Consider the following 16,276-nt stretch of genomic DNA (forward strand, 5'->3'; position numbering starts at 1 on the left):
TCACTCCCTCTTGTCGATCGACGAAAAGTAATCAGACAGGACCTTTTGGAGGTCTTCCGGAAGGCCAAGACGGCCGGCATGCTCCACATAGGCTTCCCGGTACTCGCCTTGCACCTCCGCATATGGCCGGACATCCCCTTTTTCAGCAGGAACGAGGCTTTCGGCAGCAGAAGTGCCTTCTTTCCGCGGACCTGCGTCCAGCTCCGGATCGCCCGTTTCAGGCGGGGATTGCGGCGTGCTGACAAGGTTCCGGTCCCCGTCACCCGAGCCTTGGCCGGTACCCTTGCTGCCTGAACCAGGAGCGTCTCCGGCATTGCTTCCTGATCCGGCTTCGCCCGCTCTGTCGCTTCCGGTGCCGTCTCCGCTTTGCGTACCGCCCCGATTACCGCTGCCGTCCTGTGCTTCGTTTCCAGTTCCCTCCGAATCATTGCCATTTTCGCCGGAGGAACTTCCTTTGCCCTCTGTTCCCGATTCCCCGCCACCGTTTTTGTCTGAAGAGGAACTGTCTTTTTCTCCTTCATCTACAGCGGGACCGGTCCCCTTTTCTCCAAGAGAAGCATGTTCTCCCGCCCCTGATGTGCGTCCCATGCGGGCAAGTTGTTCTTCGGCATCTCCTGACATCTCGGCCAGTGCTGCCGACGCCTCGCCCGGGGTCAGAATACGTTCTCCCGCCGTTTGGCCGGGACTGTTTAGGGGACGCTCCGCCAGGCGTTCCTCAAGGGACAGTTCCCTCTGGAGCTTCACCGTCTCTCGGACTGCCTCTTCCGGAGAATCAGCAGATCTGATTTGTTCCGCCAGATCAGAAAGTCTTTTTTCGATTTCCGGATCTTCCGTCTGTTCCGCAAGGTCAGTAACATGGTCGGCGAGATCCTCGATGATCTGCTGTTCTTCTTCGGCTTCCTGCGCTTCAAGCTGTGCGGAGGAGGGGAACAGGGAAAGCCCCGCCGTGACTGCGGCTGCGAAGCACGCGATCAGGAGCGGCCTGGGTTCCAGCCACCGCCCTTTCCTCTTTCTGAAGCGATCCATAGCGCCGGATACCTCTTCCGCGGCGGCATCTGCAAGTGCATCCGAAAGGGCGCCTTCCCTTCTCCCATCGGTCTCTGCCGCCAGGATGACATTGTCTTTGCCGAATGAATCAAGCATTCTTACCGAATCTGGCCGTGATGGAGCCTTCCGCCACTCGTATGCGAATATCACAAAAACGGCTGCGACTGCAACCATCGCCGTATAACCGGCGTAGCCCGGCCAGACAAACAGACGGGAAGCAGCAAGCAGGGCAGTGGCAGTCAACGCGCCGAAGGCCAGCCCACGCACAGTTGTCCTCATAAACCATTCCAACAAGAGTCTCCGCCGCACATATGCGACGGCCCTGCCAAGTTTGCGCCTGCTATCCATGCCACCTCTCCTTTATTTTCCCCGCGCCATATTGACACGCAGTGATTTCACCGACACGAAAACGGCCGCCGCTGTAAGAGCCAGATAAAACAACAGATAAGTCAGCCAGACCGGCCATCTGAGCCCGGTCATCCCATGCAGGAAATCACCGGAATCCGGCGCGAGGAGTGAGGCGGTCAGCACCGCCGGATTGATCGCCGCGAACAGATAAGCAGCAGGAGATACGCCCCCTTGGTTAAGCGAGGCGAAGAAGATGCTGAGAAACCCGGTGACCGCGAGCAGGGAGAGAACCGAGCCGTAAGTCGCGATCATCGAGATGATCGTCTTTTGGATCAATGTGGAGAACATGACCCCGAGACTGCCGATCGCGATTGTTGTCAGCAGGAAGTAGAACATGAACAGAAGCAGCTGTTTCGGCGACACACCGCCGTACAGAAAGACGACGCTGTACAGTGGCAGGCTTGATACCAGCATCAGAATCAGGAAGGCGATTGAAGACAGCAGCTTGCCGATAATGATCTGGAAAGAGGACTGCGAAGTCGTCAGCAGCATGTTGAGCGTCTGCTTTTCCCGCTCCGAACTGATGGATCCTGCGGTAAGCCCCGGCGTAATGAAGAGAACGAGCACAAGTTGGATATAAGTCAGCAACGTGAACAGCATATAGCTCTGGCCGGGATCCAGATACCCTCCGGAAGAACTGTCCTGCGTCATGATGTACATGAAGCCGATGACGAACAGGCTCATCGCAGCCAAGTAAAAGAGGATGCCGACAAAGCTTTTCGGAGACCGGAAACGGAGCTTGATTTCTTTCATCAGAACCGGATTGGACAGGTCCGTTTTCATCACACTCCGCCTCCTTTCGTAAGTGACAGGAATACGTCTTCCAGGTCGGTCTCCTCTTCGGAGAAAGAGCGGATTCCAAGAGGGCTTGCAGCGGCCGCTGCAAGCAGTTCTTCCTGGTCCGACTGTGAACCGCTGAACGAGAACGTGACCTCGCCTGTTTCATCGTCACGGCGCAGTGCCGAGACAAACGGCCTTTCTTCGAAGAAACTGGCCGCAGCTGCGGGAGGGCCGTTCAACTTGACTGTGATGACCCGGTCACCCTTCATCATGGAATGGATATCCCGAACGGGTTGTCTGGCCAGCAGCCGTCCCCGGTCGATCACTCCGATTTCGTCACACATCTCCGCGAGCTCGGGGAGGATATGGGACGAGATGAGAATCGTTTTGTCCATTTCCTTCAGCCGCTTCATGATCTCCCTCATTTCAACCCTCGCCCTCGGATCAAGCCCCGATGCCGGCTCATCGAGGATCAGCACTTTCGGGTCATGAATCAGGCTTCGGGCCAGGCAAAGCCGCTGCTTCATCCCGCGCGACAGGGAATCCACATACGCATCCCGCTTTTCTGCAAGGTTCACCAGATCCAGAAGCTGGCCGATCAGAACTTTGCGGCTCCCGGCCGGAATGCCGTAGCTCGCCGCATAGAAGTCCAGGTACTCCTCTGTTTTCAGCTGGTCGTAAACACCGAAAAAATCAGGCATGTAGCCGATCAGCTTGCGGACTTCAGCCGGTGAGGTGCGCACGCTGTGCCCTCCGACAAAAGCATCGCCGGAAGTCGGAGGCAGCAGGGTCGCCAGGATCGAGAATGTCGTCGACTTCCCCGCGCCGTTTGCCCCGACAAAGCCGAAAACGCTTCCTTCCCCGATTTCCAGGTTCAAATCCTGAAGAGCTTGGAATGTCCCGTATGACTTGGTCAGATTCCTGGTTTCAATCATGGCGACGCCATCCCTTCCAATTCGATTTCCGGCAGCGTTGCGGGTCCTCCGTCCGACGAGCTCTCGATACGGAATTGGAAAGCACCGTCGCGGCCGATGTAGTCCTTTGCGGGATCCAATTCATGCTTGCCGGCTATAAGTTCTTCAAATTCCCCGGATGACCGGTTCAGGACAGAGATGCCGGCCCCTTCAGAGATGCGGACTTCAAATGAGGTCCAGCCGATTCCCGGCTGTGCATAGACTTCCGGAACGGAAGGCTCGTATAGGAACGTCCCCGGCGAAAGGAACAGGTCCCCTTCCGGATACTGCTCTACATACCCGTCCGGCCCCTCCGGTGTTACGGGTCCGCTGATGGAGGAAGGCGGTATGCGGAATGGCCCGGAAAGCCGGATTTCCGGATCGAACGGCTGCACGATGACTGAAACCGAACTGTACTCCGGATTCCCTTCCAGACTGACTTTGGCAAGTGGAGAGGCGGTATGCCCGACAAGCGCCGGACGCTTTCCATCCAGATAGTAACCGGCTGCCTGAACCATGTTTCCGGCCCTCTGATCTTCCCCGTTCCCGTAGCCGATGCCTGTGCCTGCTAGTGACACAGCCGGGAAAAGCACACTGCCCTGTACCTCCACGTCGATTTCCGCAGTTTCTCCGGCTTCCAGATCACCGAGCGGAATCAAGCCTGTGCCGCTCCAGACAGCGACGTCCCTCAGGCGAAATGAAAATCCGTTTTTCAGAGTTCCGGTCAGTCTGCCTCCGGAAACAGCGAGGTCGGCTTCGAGACTGCCTGCATCCTCAAGACGTGTGTCACCATGAACCGTGCGTACCGACCAGTACGGCACGTCTCTGAGTGTCAGTAAGGTGCCTTGCGGCGACTGTTCCGCAACCGCGTGCCCGAAGCTGCCCGAACCGCCGGAGAAGACAGCACTTTCCCCCGCAGCTGAGAGGGTCATCGGTGATGAGGCGACCGCCTCCAGATCCCCTCCCCGATTGGTCAGCACTGACCCGGCATACATGCCGGTAAGCGTTCCGCTGCCATCGGAAAGGAAAAGGGCCGCCTGCCTGAACTGGGGATTGAACAGCCTGTCTTTTGCACCGTAGGCGAATATCCCTGCTGAGATCAGGACAGCGGCAGCCGGGATGATCCACCAAGCCTGCTCCCGTCGGTCCTTTTTTTTGAGGACATAGTAGAGCACAGGACCGACCAGGATAATATAAAGCACCACAATGACGATGATGGCTGCAGCAGGTATCCTGAAGGTTTCAAAACGCTCCGTTGCACTTTGGGCCAGCTGGACAAACTCACTTTCCGGGTTCCCGTACATACCGGAATGGGTTGAATTGCTTCCCGGCAGCCCCGTAAGGATTACGCCAATGAAGCGGGCGGTATCCGGTGCGGAAGCCAGCGGTTCATCTCCGAATGAAAACGCCGTCTGAACGATATTGCCCGCCCCGTATTCAGAAAAGGCAGCCAGGACACGGCCATCCCATTCCCCCAGGGATTTTGCACGGTCAGCCAGTGAAACACGGAACGCCGGCACATCAGTTTCGACCCCCGTTTCCCGCAGCGCTTGAGGCGGAAGTTCTGCCCTGCCCTGCTGTTCAAGAGGCAATGCACTTCTGAACAGCCCGGCATCGGCAGGATCATCGGTCATTCCGATAAGGAGAGTCGCCCCTGACCGGATGCGGCCGGCAATGGCCTCCTGATCAGCCTGCGAAAGTCCGGCCAGCACCCCGTCATCCGCGATGATCAGATCAGCCGCCTCCCATCCGGCCGTGTCAGCCGGAAGAAGATCGTTCCGGTCAAGCGGCCCGATCATCTCGGATTCCGGCGTATTGCCGAAATTCAGGTCCCTGAGTCCCGCAACACGGTCAGCACTTTCGGCAAGAGCCACTGCAAACGAAGTTTCCATATAATAAAAATTCACGTTCGGACGGCGGTCCCCTTTATAGCCGACTTCCCGTCCGTTTCTCCATCCACCCTCAAAAAAACGGAATTGCTTTTCCGAAAAAGAGTAGGAGTTCGCCGAATCGACAGTTAGCCGTACCGTCTCCGTCTCACCCGTGCCGATTTCCAGCCCGATTGCCCTGGCCGTTCCGGATTCATAAATGTCGCTGAAATCAATCACCAGATCGCCACTGAACGGGTCGCCCTCATTCCGGATCTCGACCACTACAGGCATGGCTCTTCCTTCCTTCGCCTTCCCGTCTATGCCGCCCGCTGCCTTGACGGTCAGCTCAGGGGCCGCAGCGGCGGATCCTGCCCCCATCAGCACTGCCAGCGAAAATATGAATAGTGCCGTCCCCCATTTCACTGCTTTCAATTGCCCCATCCCCTTTTACTCAGCTGTTGACTTTGACGTTTTTGTACTCGTCCCGGTTCCGTCCTATTTGACTCGTTCCGCATGTGTGAGCGCAATTTCCTTGAATGCCTCTACCTGAGGAAGGGAGAGGGCCTGTTCATAGCCGATCAGCCATGTATCCCTCGTCAGCTCGAATCGGTCATCACCGTCTGTGAGCGGAATTTTATTGACCGGGTCATCTTCACGCAGTGTGATGGAAGGAAGCACGGCATAGCCGATGCCATTCACGGCAAGTTGCCGGCATGTTTCAATCTGATCGACGATAATCTGGCGGCCGGGGCTGGACTGGAAATGCCGTTGCCACCATTCCCTGATCTCTTCGTAATAATCCGAATCGCTCTTGAACTGGACAAACGGCCGTTCCGTTTCCGGAATCTCATCTACGGAGCGGATCACCGTGTCAACCAGATAAAGATGGTCTCTGAACAGATGGACCTTAGCCCCCTTCCAGTCCGAATGGCCGCGGACAATGCCGACATGGGCTTCACCCTCATGGAGGGCCCTTACGATTTCAGAACTCCATCCGGTCATCAGGGAAACCTTTGCATCCGGATATTTGGTGACAAAATCCTTCAGCACAGCAGGCAGCCAGGTCTGACCGACAATCGAAGCGCAGGCGATCTTGAGTGTTCCGTGCACTTTATGGACCATTGCCTGAAGGGTTTCCGTAACTTCCTCATACCGGGCAAGCGTCTCCCGGGCAAACTGGATGACATGCTCACCGGCGGGCGTCGGGATCAGCCCTTTGGATGACCGGATGAACAGTGGTGCGCCCCATTCTTTTTCGATGGAGCGGAGCCGCTGGGACAGTGCCGGCTGCGAAATAAACAGCCGATCCGACGCTTTCCGCATATTGCCTTCCTCTGCCAGCGTTTTGATGATATTGAATTCATTCACGTTCATCGGCCTTCAATCCTTCCTGTAAACCGGACAAATACCGGTCTGATTCCTCTGTTCCCCTTTTCCGGCCCGCCCGCCGCCTTCGCCTTCCGGCCGCAGCAGGAATATCTATTGAGGCGCATCCGAAAAAACGGAATTAAAAACGGTTCCGGACAGATCCGGAACCGACTGATCAGCGCGGCATTGTATATACCGCTTTTTTCAGTTTCTTCATCAGAACCCGGCGTGTCATGATTCCGGCAAACATGCCTTCTTCGTCTTCCACGCAAAGGAACGGATGGTTGATCAACAGATCGAACACCCTTCTGAATTCAGTGTCGATCCCCACAATCGGAAGATCTGTCTGCATTAATTCATCGACTTTCATATCGGACAGCCGCTCATATTCAATCCGCTCAAGACCAAGGATTGATTCGGTGATCATCCCCATACTGAGCAGACCTCGCAGCCTGTATTCGTGATCCAGTACCGGGATTGCCGAATAGCCGGTCTTCGTCAGTACAAGGAGCGCATGCTCGGCATTATTGCCGATCTGGACATGGGCGACTTTTTCCGATGATATGACATGGTCACGGATGGGCTCGTGAAGAAATTCTGTGTTGTTAACGGAAATCATATAGGATCCGACCCCTTTGTCAACCTTCAATTTTTGGTTTCCCCGTTTCCATCATATCATAACCCGCTTCCGGCTGACGAGCTTACAAAAACAGGATGCCCGGGAATTAAGCGCCTCCCTGGCATCCTGAATGGGGATCAGTATGTCACTGCATAATAAAAAATGACTGCCCCGATAAAGATTGTTGCAACCGCGATGACGATCAGGATCGGGTTCAGTGCATACGGATGATCCCTGACTTCATCCGCAATCTGATCCTCGCCATTCTCCGTCTGCGCCACGGTCCGGTCCATCCTCCTGAACGAAGCAAGCCCAATGGCGATAATCAGCAGGGATACCGCGATTGTCGGCCATAACCAGACATCCATCCCATTGCCTCCTTCCCGTTTTACGTTAACCTGTCCGTTTTTTTGCTGATTCATTCCGCTTCTGTGAAATCCCGTCCCGACATGATAGGATGGATGCAAATCAGGAAATAGATCGGAGGAAAACGGGATGGCCAACAGTCTGAATAACCGGGAGCAGCTGGCCGGAGCAATCTATATCATCAACAAGCATGCCAAGACGGCACCCGACAATGAATTTCTTTATAAGCTGAAAAAGGCCTCACTTGAAAAAATGATGGAAGAAGGACTTGCGGAAAAAATCGGGCTCCAGTCCATCGCGAATCCAAAATTCAGCCGGAGGCAGTCGGCGGTCCTCATCACCTGCGGAGAATTCCATTTCCATCTGCCGCCTAACCGGGATGAAATGAAGACGCTCCCCCATCTCGGCGAACCGGATCCCGACTACCGGAACCCGAAGGTCCGACTAGGGCTAAAGGCAGCCAAGCAAATTCTCCAGGACTATACAGGACTTGCCCCCGGGGTCTCAGGCCGGTCATTTCCGGAAGGCCAGTCACGTTCAGCGTCCGCACGGCCCATGCCCGCAAAGCATGAACAGAAAGCCAATCCGCCTGCTGGAGGCCGGCGAAACCAGAAACCGTCGCCTTCCCGGCACCGCTCATGGTTTGATCAATGAGGTGATGTCTTACTGATACAGCCTATAGAGGGCCTGTGTCCCTTCGTTTTCCGACCCTGTCTCTGCAAGTGCCGTGTACATCTTCTCTGCCAGGGCAACTCCCGGAAGCTCGAGTCCCATCGCCCTCGATTCATCCAGGGCGATGCGGAGGTCTTTGAGGAAATGCTTGATATAGAATCCCGGTTCAAAATCGCCTTTCAGCATACGTGGTGCCAGATTGCTGAGCGTCCAGGAACCTGCAGCACCAGCCGATATTGACTTGAGCACACGTTCGGGATCAAGACCCGCCTTCACGGCATAGCCCAGCGCTTCACAGACACCGATCATGCCTGTGGCGATGACCACCTGATTGGACATTTTCACATGTTGTCCAGATCCTGCCTGCCCGTGGTGTACAATATTCTGGCCGACTGCTTCAAGCAGAGGAAGCACTTTACGGAAGGCCTCCTCCGGTCCCCCGCACATGATGGAAAGCGTCGCGTTCCGTGCTCCGACATCTCCTCCCGAGACAGGTGCATCAATGGCCGCACAGCCTCTTGAACTTGCCTCCCCTGCAATCCTCTCCGCGAGCTTGGGCGATGAGGTTGTAAAGTCAACGAGGATGGCCCCGCTCCTGACTGAATTGAAAATCCCCTGTTCCCCGAAATAAACTTCTTCGACATCATGCGGATAACCGACCATTGTCATAATGACATCCGCCCCGTCAGCCGCTTCAGAGGGACTGGCAACCCACGCCGCGCCTTTTCCGACAAGCGCTTCTGCTTTTTCCCGTGTTCTTGTATAGACCCTCAAGCTATGGCCGGCTTCCATCAGATGGGCAGCCATGGGTCCGCCCATCACACCCACTCCGATAAATGCGATTTTTTTCCTTTCCACCTTGAATCCCCCCATTCGTTTCCTCCATTGTAGCAAACGGAGTCACAGAGCGGACGCAAAAAAAGGGACGGTCCGCTTAGCGGGCCGTCCAAGTAAAGGGGGAAATGAGAATGTTGCTGTGTTCAAAAGTAATATATCCTGAATTTGGTCAATCTAAACATCAGAAAATCATTTTTTTCATTTTCTCCGAAAGATTCCTTTATTCCTGTTCCTGTATTCCGGTTTGATCTGAGTCATACCGGTTCAGCAGTTCATCCAGTTGCCTGCTCAATCCTATTGTTTCCGGATGTCCGCGCCCTTTCTTTAACGCGCTGTCGGTCATCCTCTCCCTCAACATCTCAATCTGTTCAACTGTGGACTGCTTCATAGAACCCTCCTTGCCTGGCCAGTATCGTCACAAAAACTGCTAAAAAATCTTTACTCAAAAGAGAATATAAGGCAAACTGTTAGGTAATCAACCGGAAGGGGCGGTATGGATGAAAATTGCCGAAGTGGGAAACATCATCGAGTTTAAAGATGGACTCCAGGGTATAGTGGAGAAAGTCAATGAAAACTCGGTCATCGTCGACCTGACGTTCATGGAAAACTTCAATCAGCTGGATGTGGAAGAAAAAACAGTCGTCAACCATAAGCGCTACAAAATATTGTACGGCAGCAGTGACTGATCCGATACATACTTCCCATCATTCGGACTGATTTTCCGGACAGCCGGGTTTTCAGATAGCATTCAAGGAGGAATTGTAATCATGCAACTTAATTGGAAACATGTATCTCTATCGGCGGCAACTGTCCTCATGCTGGCAGCATGCGGCACAGCCGAAGAAGAGGCCGACAACAACAAAGATACACAGATGGAACAGGAAGAAACAGTGGAACAGAGTCAGGGATCTGAAGCAGAATCCGATAAAGGAACCGAAGACCAGCAGGAAGCCTCTGAACAGGAGCAAGAACGCGGCCCTGAGCGGGAACTGTCCTATCAGTCCGGCGACAGCATGCAGACCGGCAAGGCGAAGCTGACAGAAAGTGACGAGATGGACTATTCCATCTATGTGCTGGACGGCTACCAGCTCACATCGGAGGAACCGAACAAAGACGTCCTTTACTGGAACGAAGACGAGCAAATCTTTATGAGGATCGAGACATTCGGTTCCGATGCAGACTACAAGATGCTTACCGAGCAGATGATTGACTCTCTGGAGTATGAAGGCGGAGAGGCGGCAGACGTTTCCGGAGAATACAGCCTTGCAGACGCATCCGGAATAGAAGAGCCAGTCATCAGGCAACTCGATACTAAGGAAGGCCTCACGACGGGTGCAGTTTTCAAGAAGGACGGCATGGCCGTACGCCTGACAATCTTCGGCACGCCGGAAGCCGACCAGACCGATGCACTTCTTTCCATGGGAGCGACCATCGGGCAGAAATAATGAAGCTAATGAAAAAAGACCGGGAAACCGGTCTTTTTTTATTAGCTTCTATTCACTTGGAAAGATCCTTGATCGACAGACCCAGTTTTTTGAGCAGTTCGATTGCGGCCAGTTTTTCTTCCGGGCTGAGCGCCTCCATCAATTTATGGAGATTTTCCTCATGGACAGGAAAAATCTTGTCCAACAGTTCCCTGCCTTCCGCCGTAATGTCCACAAATGTGACACGACGGTCGGTTTCGCAGATTGTCCGCTCGAGGTAGCCTCTTTTATGAAGCTTGTCAATGACATATGTCATCGATCCGCTCGCAAGCAGAATTTTGCTGCCGATTTTCTGGATCGGCTGCCTGCCCCTATGGTAGAGAAGCTCTAGCACCGCAAATTCTGTCGGGTTCAATCCATATTCCGCAAATAGTTTGTTCGCCTTTTCAGAGATCACTTTATGAGCTCTGGAAAGGACCACGAATAATTTTAATGATATTTCACTGCCGTTCTCCTGCATACTTTCATCCCCTGCCGATGTATCTGATCAATTCATTATAGGATGTCTTTCAGGAAAGTGTCAAAACCCGATCAGCCCGGCGCTTATGGAATGAGGATAGCTGCTCCATCTGTATCGGTCGGAACAGGATTTGTTTCCTGGACAGGGAGAAGAAGTTCGATCCTCGTCCCTTTCCCGAGCTCTGACTTGACGAAGAGATGGCCCCCCATCGACTCGGCCGTCTCGAGGACAAACGGTAATCCAAGGCCCGTCCCTTCCCGCTTTGTAGTGAAAAACGGAAGAAAGACCTGCTTGATCTGAAGATCGGTCATCCCGCTGCCTTCATCGCTGAATGCGACAACAATATGTCCGTCGTCGTAATGCTCGAGGGAAACGATTAGAGTCGTCCCTTCTTGCGAAGCCTCGAGTGCATTCTTGATCAGATTGATGAAGGCCTGTTTCATACGGTCCTTTTTTCCTTTTAGGGAGACAGCTTCTCCTACCTGGTTGTCCATAAAGACGGAAATATTTCTCATTGTTGCCTGCGGTTCCATCACAGTCACCACGTCACCGAGACATTTATGCAGATCGAATACCTCATCCTCCTGATCTGTCGGTTTGGACAGAGTCAGAAACTCGGCCATGAGCGATTCCATTCTGTCCATTTCGCTGTCAATCACATGTACATACCGGACAGAATCCCCTTCGGCGGAAAGCTTCAGAAGTTCAGTAAATCCTCTGACGGAAGTCATGGCATTTTTCAGTTCATGCGCAATACTCGCTGCCAACTGGCCGATGGCTGAAAGGGATCCGCTGTGTTCCATCTGTCGCTTCAGGAATACTTTTTCCGTATCATCGCGGACTAAAGCGACGATGAACTCTTCGTGTTTTTCATAGTAGACAAAGATGTGATAGAACCGCTCTTCCCCGTCTGCAGTGACAAAGCGGTGCTTGAGTTCGGCTTGGCCATTTTTCTCAAGCCCCTGCTTAACTAGTTGGAAATCGTCATCTGTCAGTCCGAGACCAAGTAATTCCGTATGACGGCGCCCGATCAGCTTATCCGGATCCAGGCCATAAAAGTGCCCAATCCTGTCATTGACATCGCGGATGGTACCGTCTTTGCCGAATACCAGGTAGCAGTTCACCTCATGACGGAAAATGCTGTGATAAGCTTGCGTCCCTCCACGTTCCCGCTCTGACTGCTCCCCCATTTTAAAGCGAAGGATCACATCATTGGAATGCCTGAACACCGTTCCGATTACCTCGATGTCCGGAAAGGGCTTTCCGGAAGGATTCTCCAATCCGAAGCGTGAGGTGACCCTGCGCCCGGGATTCACCTGGCTAATGAATGTGGACCAGCCGGCTTCCTGTCCATTCTGAAGCACTTTGTCCATCATGCTCCCGGGGAAGAGACCAAGTGTTTTGACTGCCCTTGGATTAGAGCGCAGACATTCGTTATTCCGGTTGACCATGACAATGGCGTCATCTGTTTCATCAAACAGGGAGTCGAGGGTTTCCATTATAGATTTCATTGGCACATCCCACACCGGCCTTTCTCCATTTTGGACTAGCTTATGAAGGCAAATTAAGAATCATGTTATGGCAAGCACGATTCAGTGATTTAATTCTGATTATTCCATATTTTTACCGCTCCTAATATAAGACTATTTACTCATATTAGGAGACGGAGGTCAAGTTCCAAATCTAAATATTCATTACTTTGAATAAAAATCCGACAGGACGTATGCCCTGCCGGATGTGTTTAGCCGATGATTACGCGCTCTTTCGGATATCGGTAATTCAATTTTTGAGGTTTCCCCCCCAAGGTGAATAAGAAAGAAATAAGTCCGACCCTTCCGACAAACATGAGGAACATGAGGATCACCTTGCCGACTGAGCTCAGATCCTCCGTAATTCCGAGCGACATTCCGCAGGTACCAAATGCCGATGTGATTTCAAAAACCAAGGCGTTGAGCGGAATATTATCTTCCGTGATCGACATGATCATCACAGAAATGAGAACAAGGAAACCGGCGATGAGAATCACCGCGTAGGACCGGTATACATCAACCAGTTTGATTTCCCTTCCAAAAATCTGAATGATGTCCTTGCCTCTTGCAAAATTAATCAGAAACAGCACGGCAATGGCAAATGTGGTCGTTCGGATCCCACCGCCGACTGAACTCGGAGAAGCACCGATGAACATCAGGAAACTGATGAACACATCCGTCGCCTCCGAAAATTGGGTGATGTCCATCGTGGTCAGCCCGCCCGAGCGTGCAGAAACAGAATGGAACATTGCGGCAAATAGCGCCTCATGCCACTGCATTCCCCTGAACGAATGAAAAGATTCGATCAGAAGAATGACCACAGTTCCTGCTGCCAATATAATAGCAAAGGTAGCGGTCGTGATTTTGGCGAACAGCGAGAACCGGAACGAAGGTTCCTTATTGGACAGGAACCGCTTGACTTCGATCAGCACCGGAAAACCGATTGCCCCCAGCACGATCAGTGCCATCGTGACCAGTTGGACGAAATAATCGTTAAAGTAAGGCGCCATGGATTCACTGTCGATTGTAAATCCGGCGTTTGTAGTCGCTGTAACCGAATGGAACATACCGTTAAGAAGCGCATCCCTGAATGACTCGTAGTATTTTGTGAAATACAGCGTCAGCACGCTTCCGCCCACCAGTTCGATGAGAATCATGATTTTCATGATTTCCCGGATCAGTTTTACCGCTCCCGCCATGCTGTACTGGTTATGGTCGACCATGATCAGCTGCCTCTCCCGAAGCCCGATCCTCCTTCTGACCAGCAGCCAGAAAAAGGTTCCGATCGACATGACGCCGATTCCCCCGAAGTGAAGGACCACCATAAACATGATTATGCCAAAAGTGGTGTAGGTGGCGCTCAGATCAATGACGGACAGGCCGGTCACGCTTACTGCACTGACAGCCGTGAACAGGCCGTCGATGAAACGGATATCCACTCCGGGACGATGGACCCCGGGCAGGTTAAGAAGTATTGCCGAGATGGTGATTGCAAAGAAGTAATAGATGACAAGAACACGGGCAGGCGTCAGTTTCTGGTCCCTGATCCTTGATAGCAGCTTCTGCCTCCGTGTCAGATCTTTATATGCCATAGTGGCCCCATGTCCTTTCTGACGAGCCTTGCATGATGTCTCATTTTATAGAAATCCGCCGAAAAAAGAAAGGTGGACAGAAGACAGTTCGGCTTATTTGCCGGAACTGTTCCCATCTCCACCTTTCCCGTTTCCGCTATTCTTATGCCGCTGGCCGGTTTCTGACGAATTCCCGTTTCCATGGGAGTTCTGATTTTGGCGCGGGGAAACCCGATCACCACCCGGCTTTTCGCCGGACTTAACTTTTGGTTGCGGACCGGATTGTTTATTCTGTCCCGCTTGTCCTGGTGGGCTTTTGTCCGGCCCGGCATGGGATGGCGGTTTGGATTGATTCTTCTGTCCTGCTTGGCCTGGAGGCGAACTTTTCTTGTCAGGACCGGCATGGGATGGCGGACCCGATTGATTTTTCTGTCCCGCATGGCCTGGCGGCGGGCTTTTCTTGTCAGGACCGGCGTGTGCAGGAGGATCACCGTCATTGTCCTGCCCCAGAGAATTTTTCTTCGGGCCATCATCCGGTTTCTCCCGAGTTCCGCTTTCCGGAGGGGAGGTTTCGTTCTTTTTGACGGCCGGTGTCCTGCTTGAATTTTCTGACGTCGGGACTCCCTCAGGACTGGCAGGAGCAGGCTTTTCCCTCTCGGCGTTTTCCTTATGTTCCTGCCCGGCCGGAGACGGCTCGCCGGATTGACTGTCCGGATTTATCAGGCGACTGATTGGTACACCTTCTTTCATTGCCTGGTCCCGCAATTCCCGGTCGGCTTCCGACAACCTCAGGTGCATCCCTTCCTCTCCCGCTGCATCCCTGATGAAGCCTTCGGTCCGTTCAATGATACCGGCAAGGTTTCCATCCGCCGTCTCTACCGATGTGACTGTCAGCTCCCTATCGGCTTCGCCGTACTCTTCGAAAATCCTGCCGAGCAGCATAGTCACATCCTTGCCGTCCCAGTCTCCAAACATCCGGATCAGTGCCGTCCCATCATTATTGAGCGGTGTCAGTTCCCTGACCTTCCCTTCGCCGTCAATTCCGAATTCGACCGCAGGGTTCACTTCCACTTGGATAAAGGCAAGAGCCGGCTCCCTGAGTGGCAGGAAAAGTGCGGACAGAAGGACCAGTATGGCTGCCGCAAGCATCCCTGCAACAGCAACCGGTTTCGGTGCTGTTGAGAGTCTTGGGCGGCTTTTTGGCTCCATAGGTGTCACCAGACTTTCAGACCCGATCTCCTGTCCCTGCGATTCGCCCCTGATAAACCGGCCGTCGGGAGTGAGAATGACTACACTTTGATTATTTTGTTCGACAACGATCCCCTTGATCTGGTTCATTCGGGCATCCATCCTTTTAAATACTCCTGGAGCATCGGCAAGTCACTGTGGTGCAGGACCACCATTGCGAGAATATACTTCCGGTGACGCTCAATCGTCTTTCTGGAGACACCCACCAACTTCTCAATCTTTCTGATCGGAAGGCGCTTCCTGAGCAATGTCTCGCTTTTCATTTCTTCGGAACTGCAGACGATCACGGCAATGTCCATTGCTGTCTTTCTTGCATCAGCATGTTTCGGGGACACATCTGCCAATTCGCTGAAAGACAAACCGACGCCGGCAAGCAGTTCCGAATAGACCCGGATCTCCTCTCGCCTCGCTTCCGCTTCCTGCTGTTCGGAAAACCGGGTGTAGGAAGCGGCATCGGTCGCGGCAACAGCTTCTTCTTCGCCTTTTGGCAGGTGTACGGCCAGGCCGCTCCTTGATTCTTTCCTCATATGGTCAATCAGTTTGCGCCGGATCACCAGATGAGCGAAGGTCATAAAAGACGCATCCCGTGAGCGGTCGTATTTCATGACTGCTTCATGAAAACCGCCGAGAGCGATACTATATTCATCATCATGTTCATCGATATACCGGTTGCACACCAAATAGGCTGCTTTTTTCATAAACGGCGAATAAGCAAGGAGAAGGCCGTCCAATTCTTCGTTCGAGCCATTCTGGGCAAGGATCACACGGTTTTCCACATCCGATTCCGAGCCGTTTCTGCGATTCATGAATCCGTTGAATGTCGTGATGAGCACGGTTGACCTCTCCTGACCCTGTTTTCGATAATCTGATTGTATCGGCAATCCCGATATTTGGAAAGTGGTCATTTCAGGTCTTTCATAGTATTCGGCGGCTTTCTCCTCTTTAGGGGGGTGGATTCCCCTATGGATAGTGCATGAAAAAGAGACTGCCGGAATGGCAGTCTCAGACTGTAGACAAAGTGAGTGAACTACTCCTTGGTCTGCAGTTTTTTCTATTCCTGAAA

The 16,276-nt window shown here is 53.1% G+C and carries 17 protein-coding genes; 3 read left to right on the plus strand and 14 right to left on the minus strand.

The window, feature by feature from the left end:
* The 7 genes from DZC51_RS13275 to DZC51_RS13305 form a co-directional block, all read right to left on the minus strand.
* Positions 1-1,395, minus strand: coding sequence for a dermokine domain-containing protein (locus DZC51_RS13275; protein ID WP_157296674.1), 1,395 nt, complete (start codon positions 1,393-1,395; stop codon positions 1-3).
* A gap of 12 nt (positions 1,396-1,407) precedes the next feature.
* Positions 1,408-2,238 carry an ABC transporter permease gene (locus tag DZC51_RS13280; RefSeq protein WP_157296676.1) on the minus strand — a complete coding sequence of 277 codons (831 nt, stop codon included), beginning with the start codon at positions 2,236-2,238 and terminating at the stop codon, positions 1,408-1,410.
* On the minus strand, positions 2,238-3,170 hold the full coding sequence (locus DZC51_RS13285; RefSeq protein WP_157296678.1) for an ABC transporter ATP-binding protein: 933 nt from the start codon (positions 3,168-3,170) through the stop codon (positions 2,238-2,240). Before DZC51_RS13285 ends, DZC51_RS13280 begins: the two co-directional genes overlap by 1 nt.
* Positions 3,167-5,491: a hypothetical protein gene (locus DZC51_RS13290; protein ID WP_157296680.1), complete on the minus strand. Its 2,325-nt coding sequence runs from the start codon at positions 5,489-5,491 to the stop codon at positions 3,167-3,169. The genes DZC51_RS13285 and DZC51_RS13290 overlap by 4 nt, the downstream gene beginning before the upstream one ends.
* 63 nt (positions 5,492-5,554) lie before the next feature.
* Positions 5,555-6,433, minus strand: coding sequence for a transcriptional regulator CcpC (locus DZC51_RS13295; RefSeq protein ID WP_157296682.1), 879 nt, complete (start codon positions 6,431-6,433; stop codon positions 5,555-5,557).
* Positions 6,434-6,602: 169 nt separating this feature from the next.
* On the minus strand, positions 6,603-7,046 hold the full coding sequence (gene cbpB, locus DZC51_RS13300; protein WP_157296684.1) for a cyclic-di-AMP-binding protein CbpB: 444 nt from the start codon (positions 7,044-7,046) through the stop codon (positions 6,603-6,605).
* A gap of 137 nt (positions 7,047-7,183) precedes the next feature.
* The gene (locus tag DZC51_RS13305; RefSeq protein ID WP_157296686.1) at positions 7,184-7,414 is read right to left on the minus strand and encodes a hypothetical protein; all 231 of its coding nucleotides are present in this window, start codon (positions 7,412-7,414) and stop codon (positions 7,184-7,186) included.
* 127 nt (positions 7,415-7,541) lie between these two features.
* On the opposite strand from DZC51_RS13305, the gene DZC51_RS13310 reads away from it, so the two are divergent.
* Complete coding sequence (locus DZC51_RS13310) at positions 7,542-8,066, plus strand: YkyB family protein (protein WP_157296687.1); 525 nt, start codon at positions 7,542-7,544, stop codon at positions 8,064-8,066.
* A 9-nt stretch (positions 8,067-8,075) separates the two neighbouring features.
* On the opposite strand, the gene DZC51_RS13315 is transcribed toward DZC51_RS13310, so the two are convergent.
* Complete coding sequence (locus DZC51_RS13315) at positions 8,076-8,957, minus strand: NAD(P)-dependent oxidoreductase (RefSeq protein ID WP_157296690.1); 882 nt, start codon at positions 8,955-8,957, stop codon at positions 8,076-8,078.
* A gap of 184 nt (positions 8,958-9,141) precedes the next feature.
* Positions 9,142-9,309, minus strand: coding sequence for an aspartyl-phosphate phosphatase Spo0E family protein (locus DZC51_RS13320; protein WP_157296692.1), 168 nt, complete (start codon positions 9,307-9,309; stop codon positions 9,142-9,144).
* A 109-nt stretch (positions 9,310-9,418) separates the two neighbouring features.
* Between DZC51_RS13320 and DZC51_RS13325 the strand changes: the two genes are divergently transcribed.
* Positions 9,419-9,607: a YkvS family protein gene (locus tag DZC51_RS13325; RefSeq protein WP_157296694.1), complete on the plus strand. Its 189-nt coding sequence runs from the start codon at positions 9,419-9,421 to the stop codon at positions 9,605-9,607.
* Between the two features lie 81 nt (positions 9,608-9,688).
* The gene (locus DZC51_RS13330) at positions 9,689-10,366 is read left to right on the plus strand and encodes a hypothetical protein (RefSeq protein ID WP_157296696.1); all 678 of its coding nucleotides are present in this window, start codon (positions 9,689-9,691) and stop codon (positions 10,364-10,366) included.
* Between the two features lie 52 nt (positions 10,367-10,418).
* Here the strand turns inward: DZC51_RS13330 and DZC51_RS13335 are convergent, their stop codons facing one another.
* The 5 genes from DZC51_RS13335 to sigI all read right to left on the minus strand — a co-directional run bounded on the left by DZC51_RS13335 (position 10,419) and on the right by sigI (position 16,046).
* The gene (locus tag DZC51_RS13335) at positions 10,419-10,865 is read right to left on the minus strand and encodes a MarR family winged helix-turn-helix transcriptional regulator (protein ID WP_157296698.1); all 447 of its coding nucleotides are present in this window, start codon (positions 10,863-10,865) and stop codon (positions 10,419-10,421) included.
* Positions 10,866-10,948: 83 nt separating this feature from the next.
* Entirely contained in the window at positions 10,949-12,376 is a 1,428-nt protein-coding gene (locus tag DZC51_RS13340; RefSeq protein WP_157296700.1) for a sensor histidine kinase, read from the minus strand.
* A 230-nt stretch (positions 12,377-12,606) separates the two neighbouring features.
* Positions 12,607-13,986: a TrkH family potassium uptake protein gene (locus DZC51_RS13345; protein ID WP_157296702.1), complete on the minus strand. Its 1,380-nt coding sequence runs from the start codon at positions 13,984-13,986 to the stop codon at positions 12,607-12,609.
* 93 nt (positions 13,987-14,079) lie between these two features.
* Positions 14,080-15,303, minus strand: coding sequence for an anti-sigma-I factor RsgI family protein (locus tag DZC51_RS13350; RefSeq protein WP_157296703.1), 1,224 nt, complete (start codon positions 15,301-15,303; stop codon positions 14,080-14,082).
* Positions 15,300-16,046 carry an RNA polymerase sigma-I factor gene (gene sigI, locus DZC51_RS13355; RefSeq protein ID WP_232524139.1) on the minus strand — a complete coding sequence of 249 codons (747 nt, stop codon included), beginning with the start codon at positions 16,044-16,046 and terminating at the stop codon, positions 15,300-15,302. The genes DZC51_RS13350 and sigI overlap by 4 nt, the downstream gene beginning before the upstream one ends.
* Between the last annotated feature and the right edge of the window lie 230 nt (positions 16,047-16,276).

The sequence above is a fragment of the Bhargavaea sp. CC-171006 genome (genome assembly GCF_009761675.1).
GTDB lineage: Bacteria > Bacillota > Bacilli > Bacillales_A > Planococcaceae > Bhargavaea > Bhargavaea changchunensis.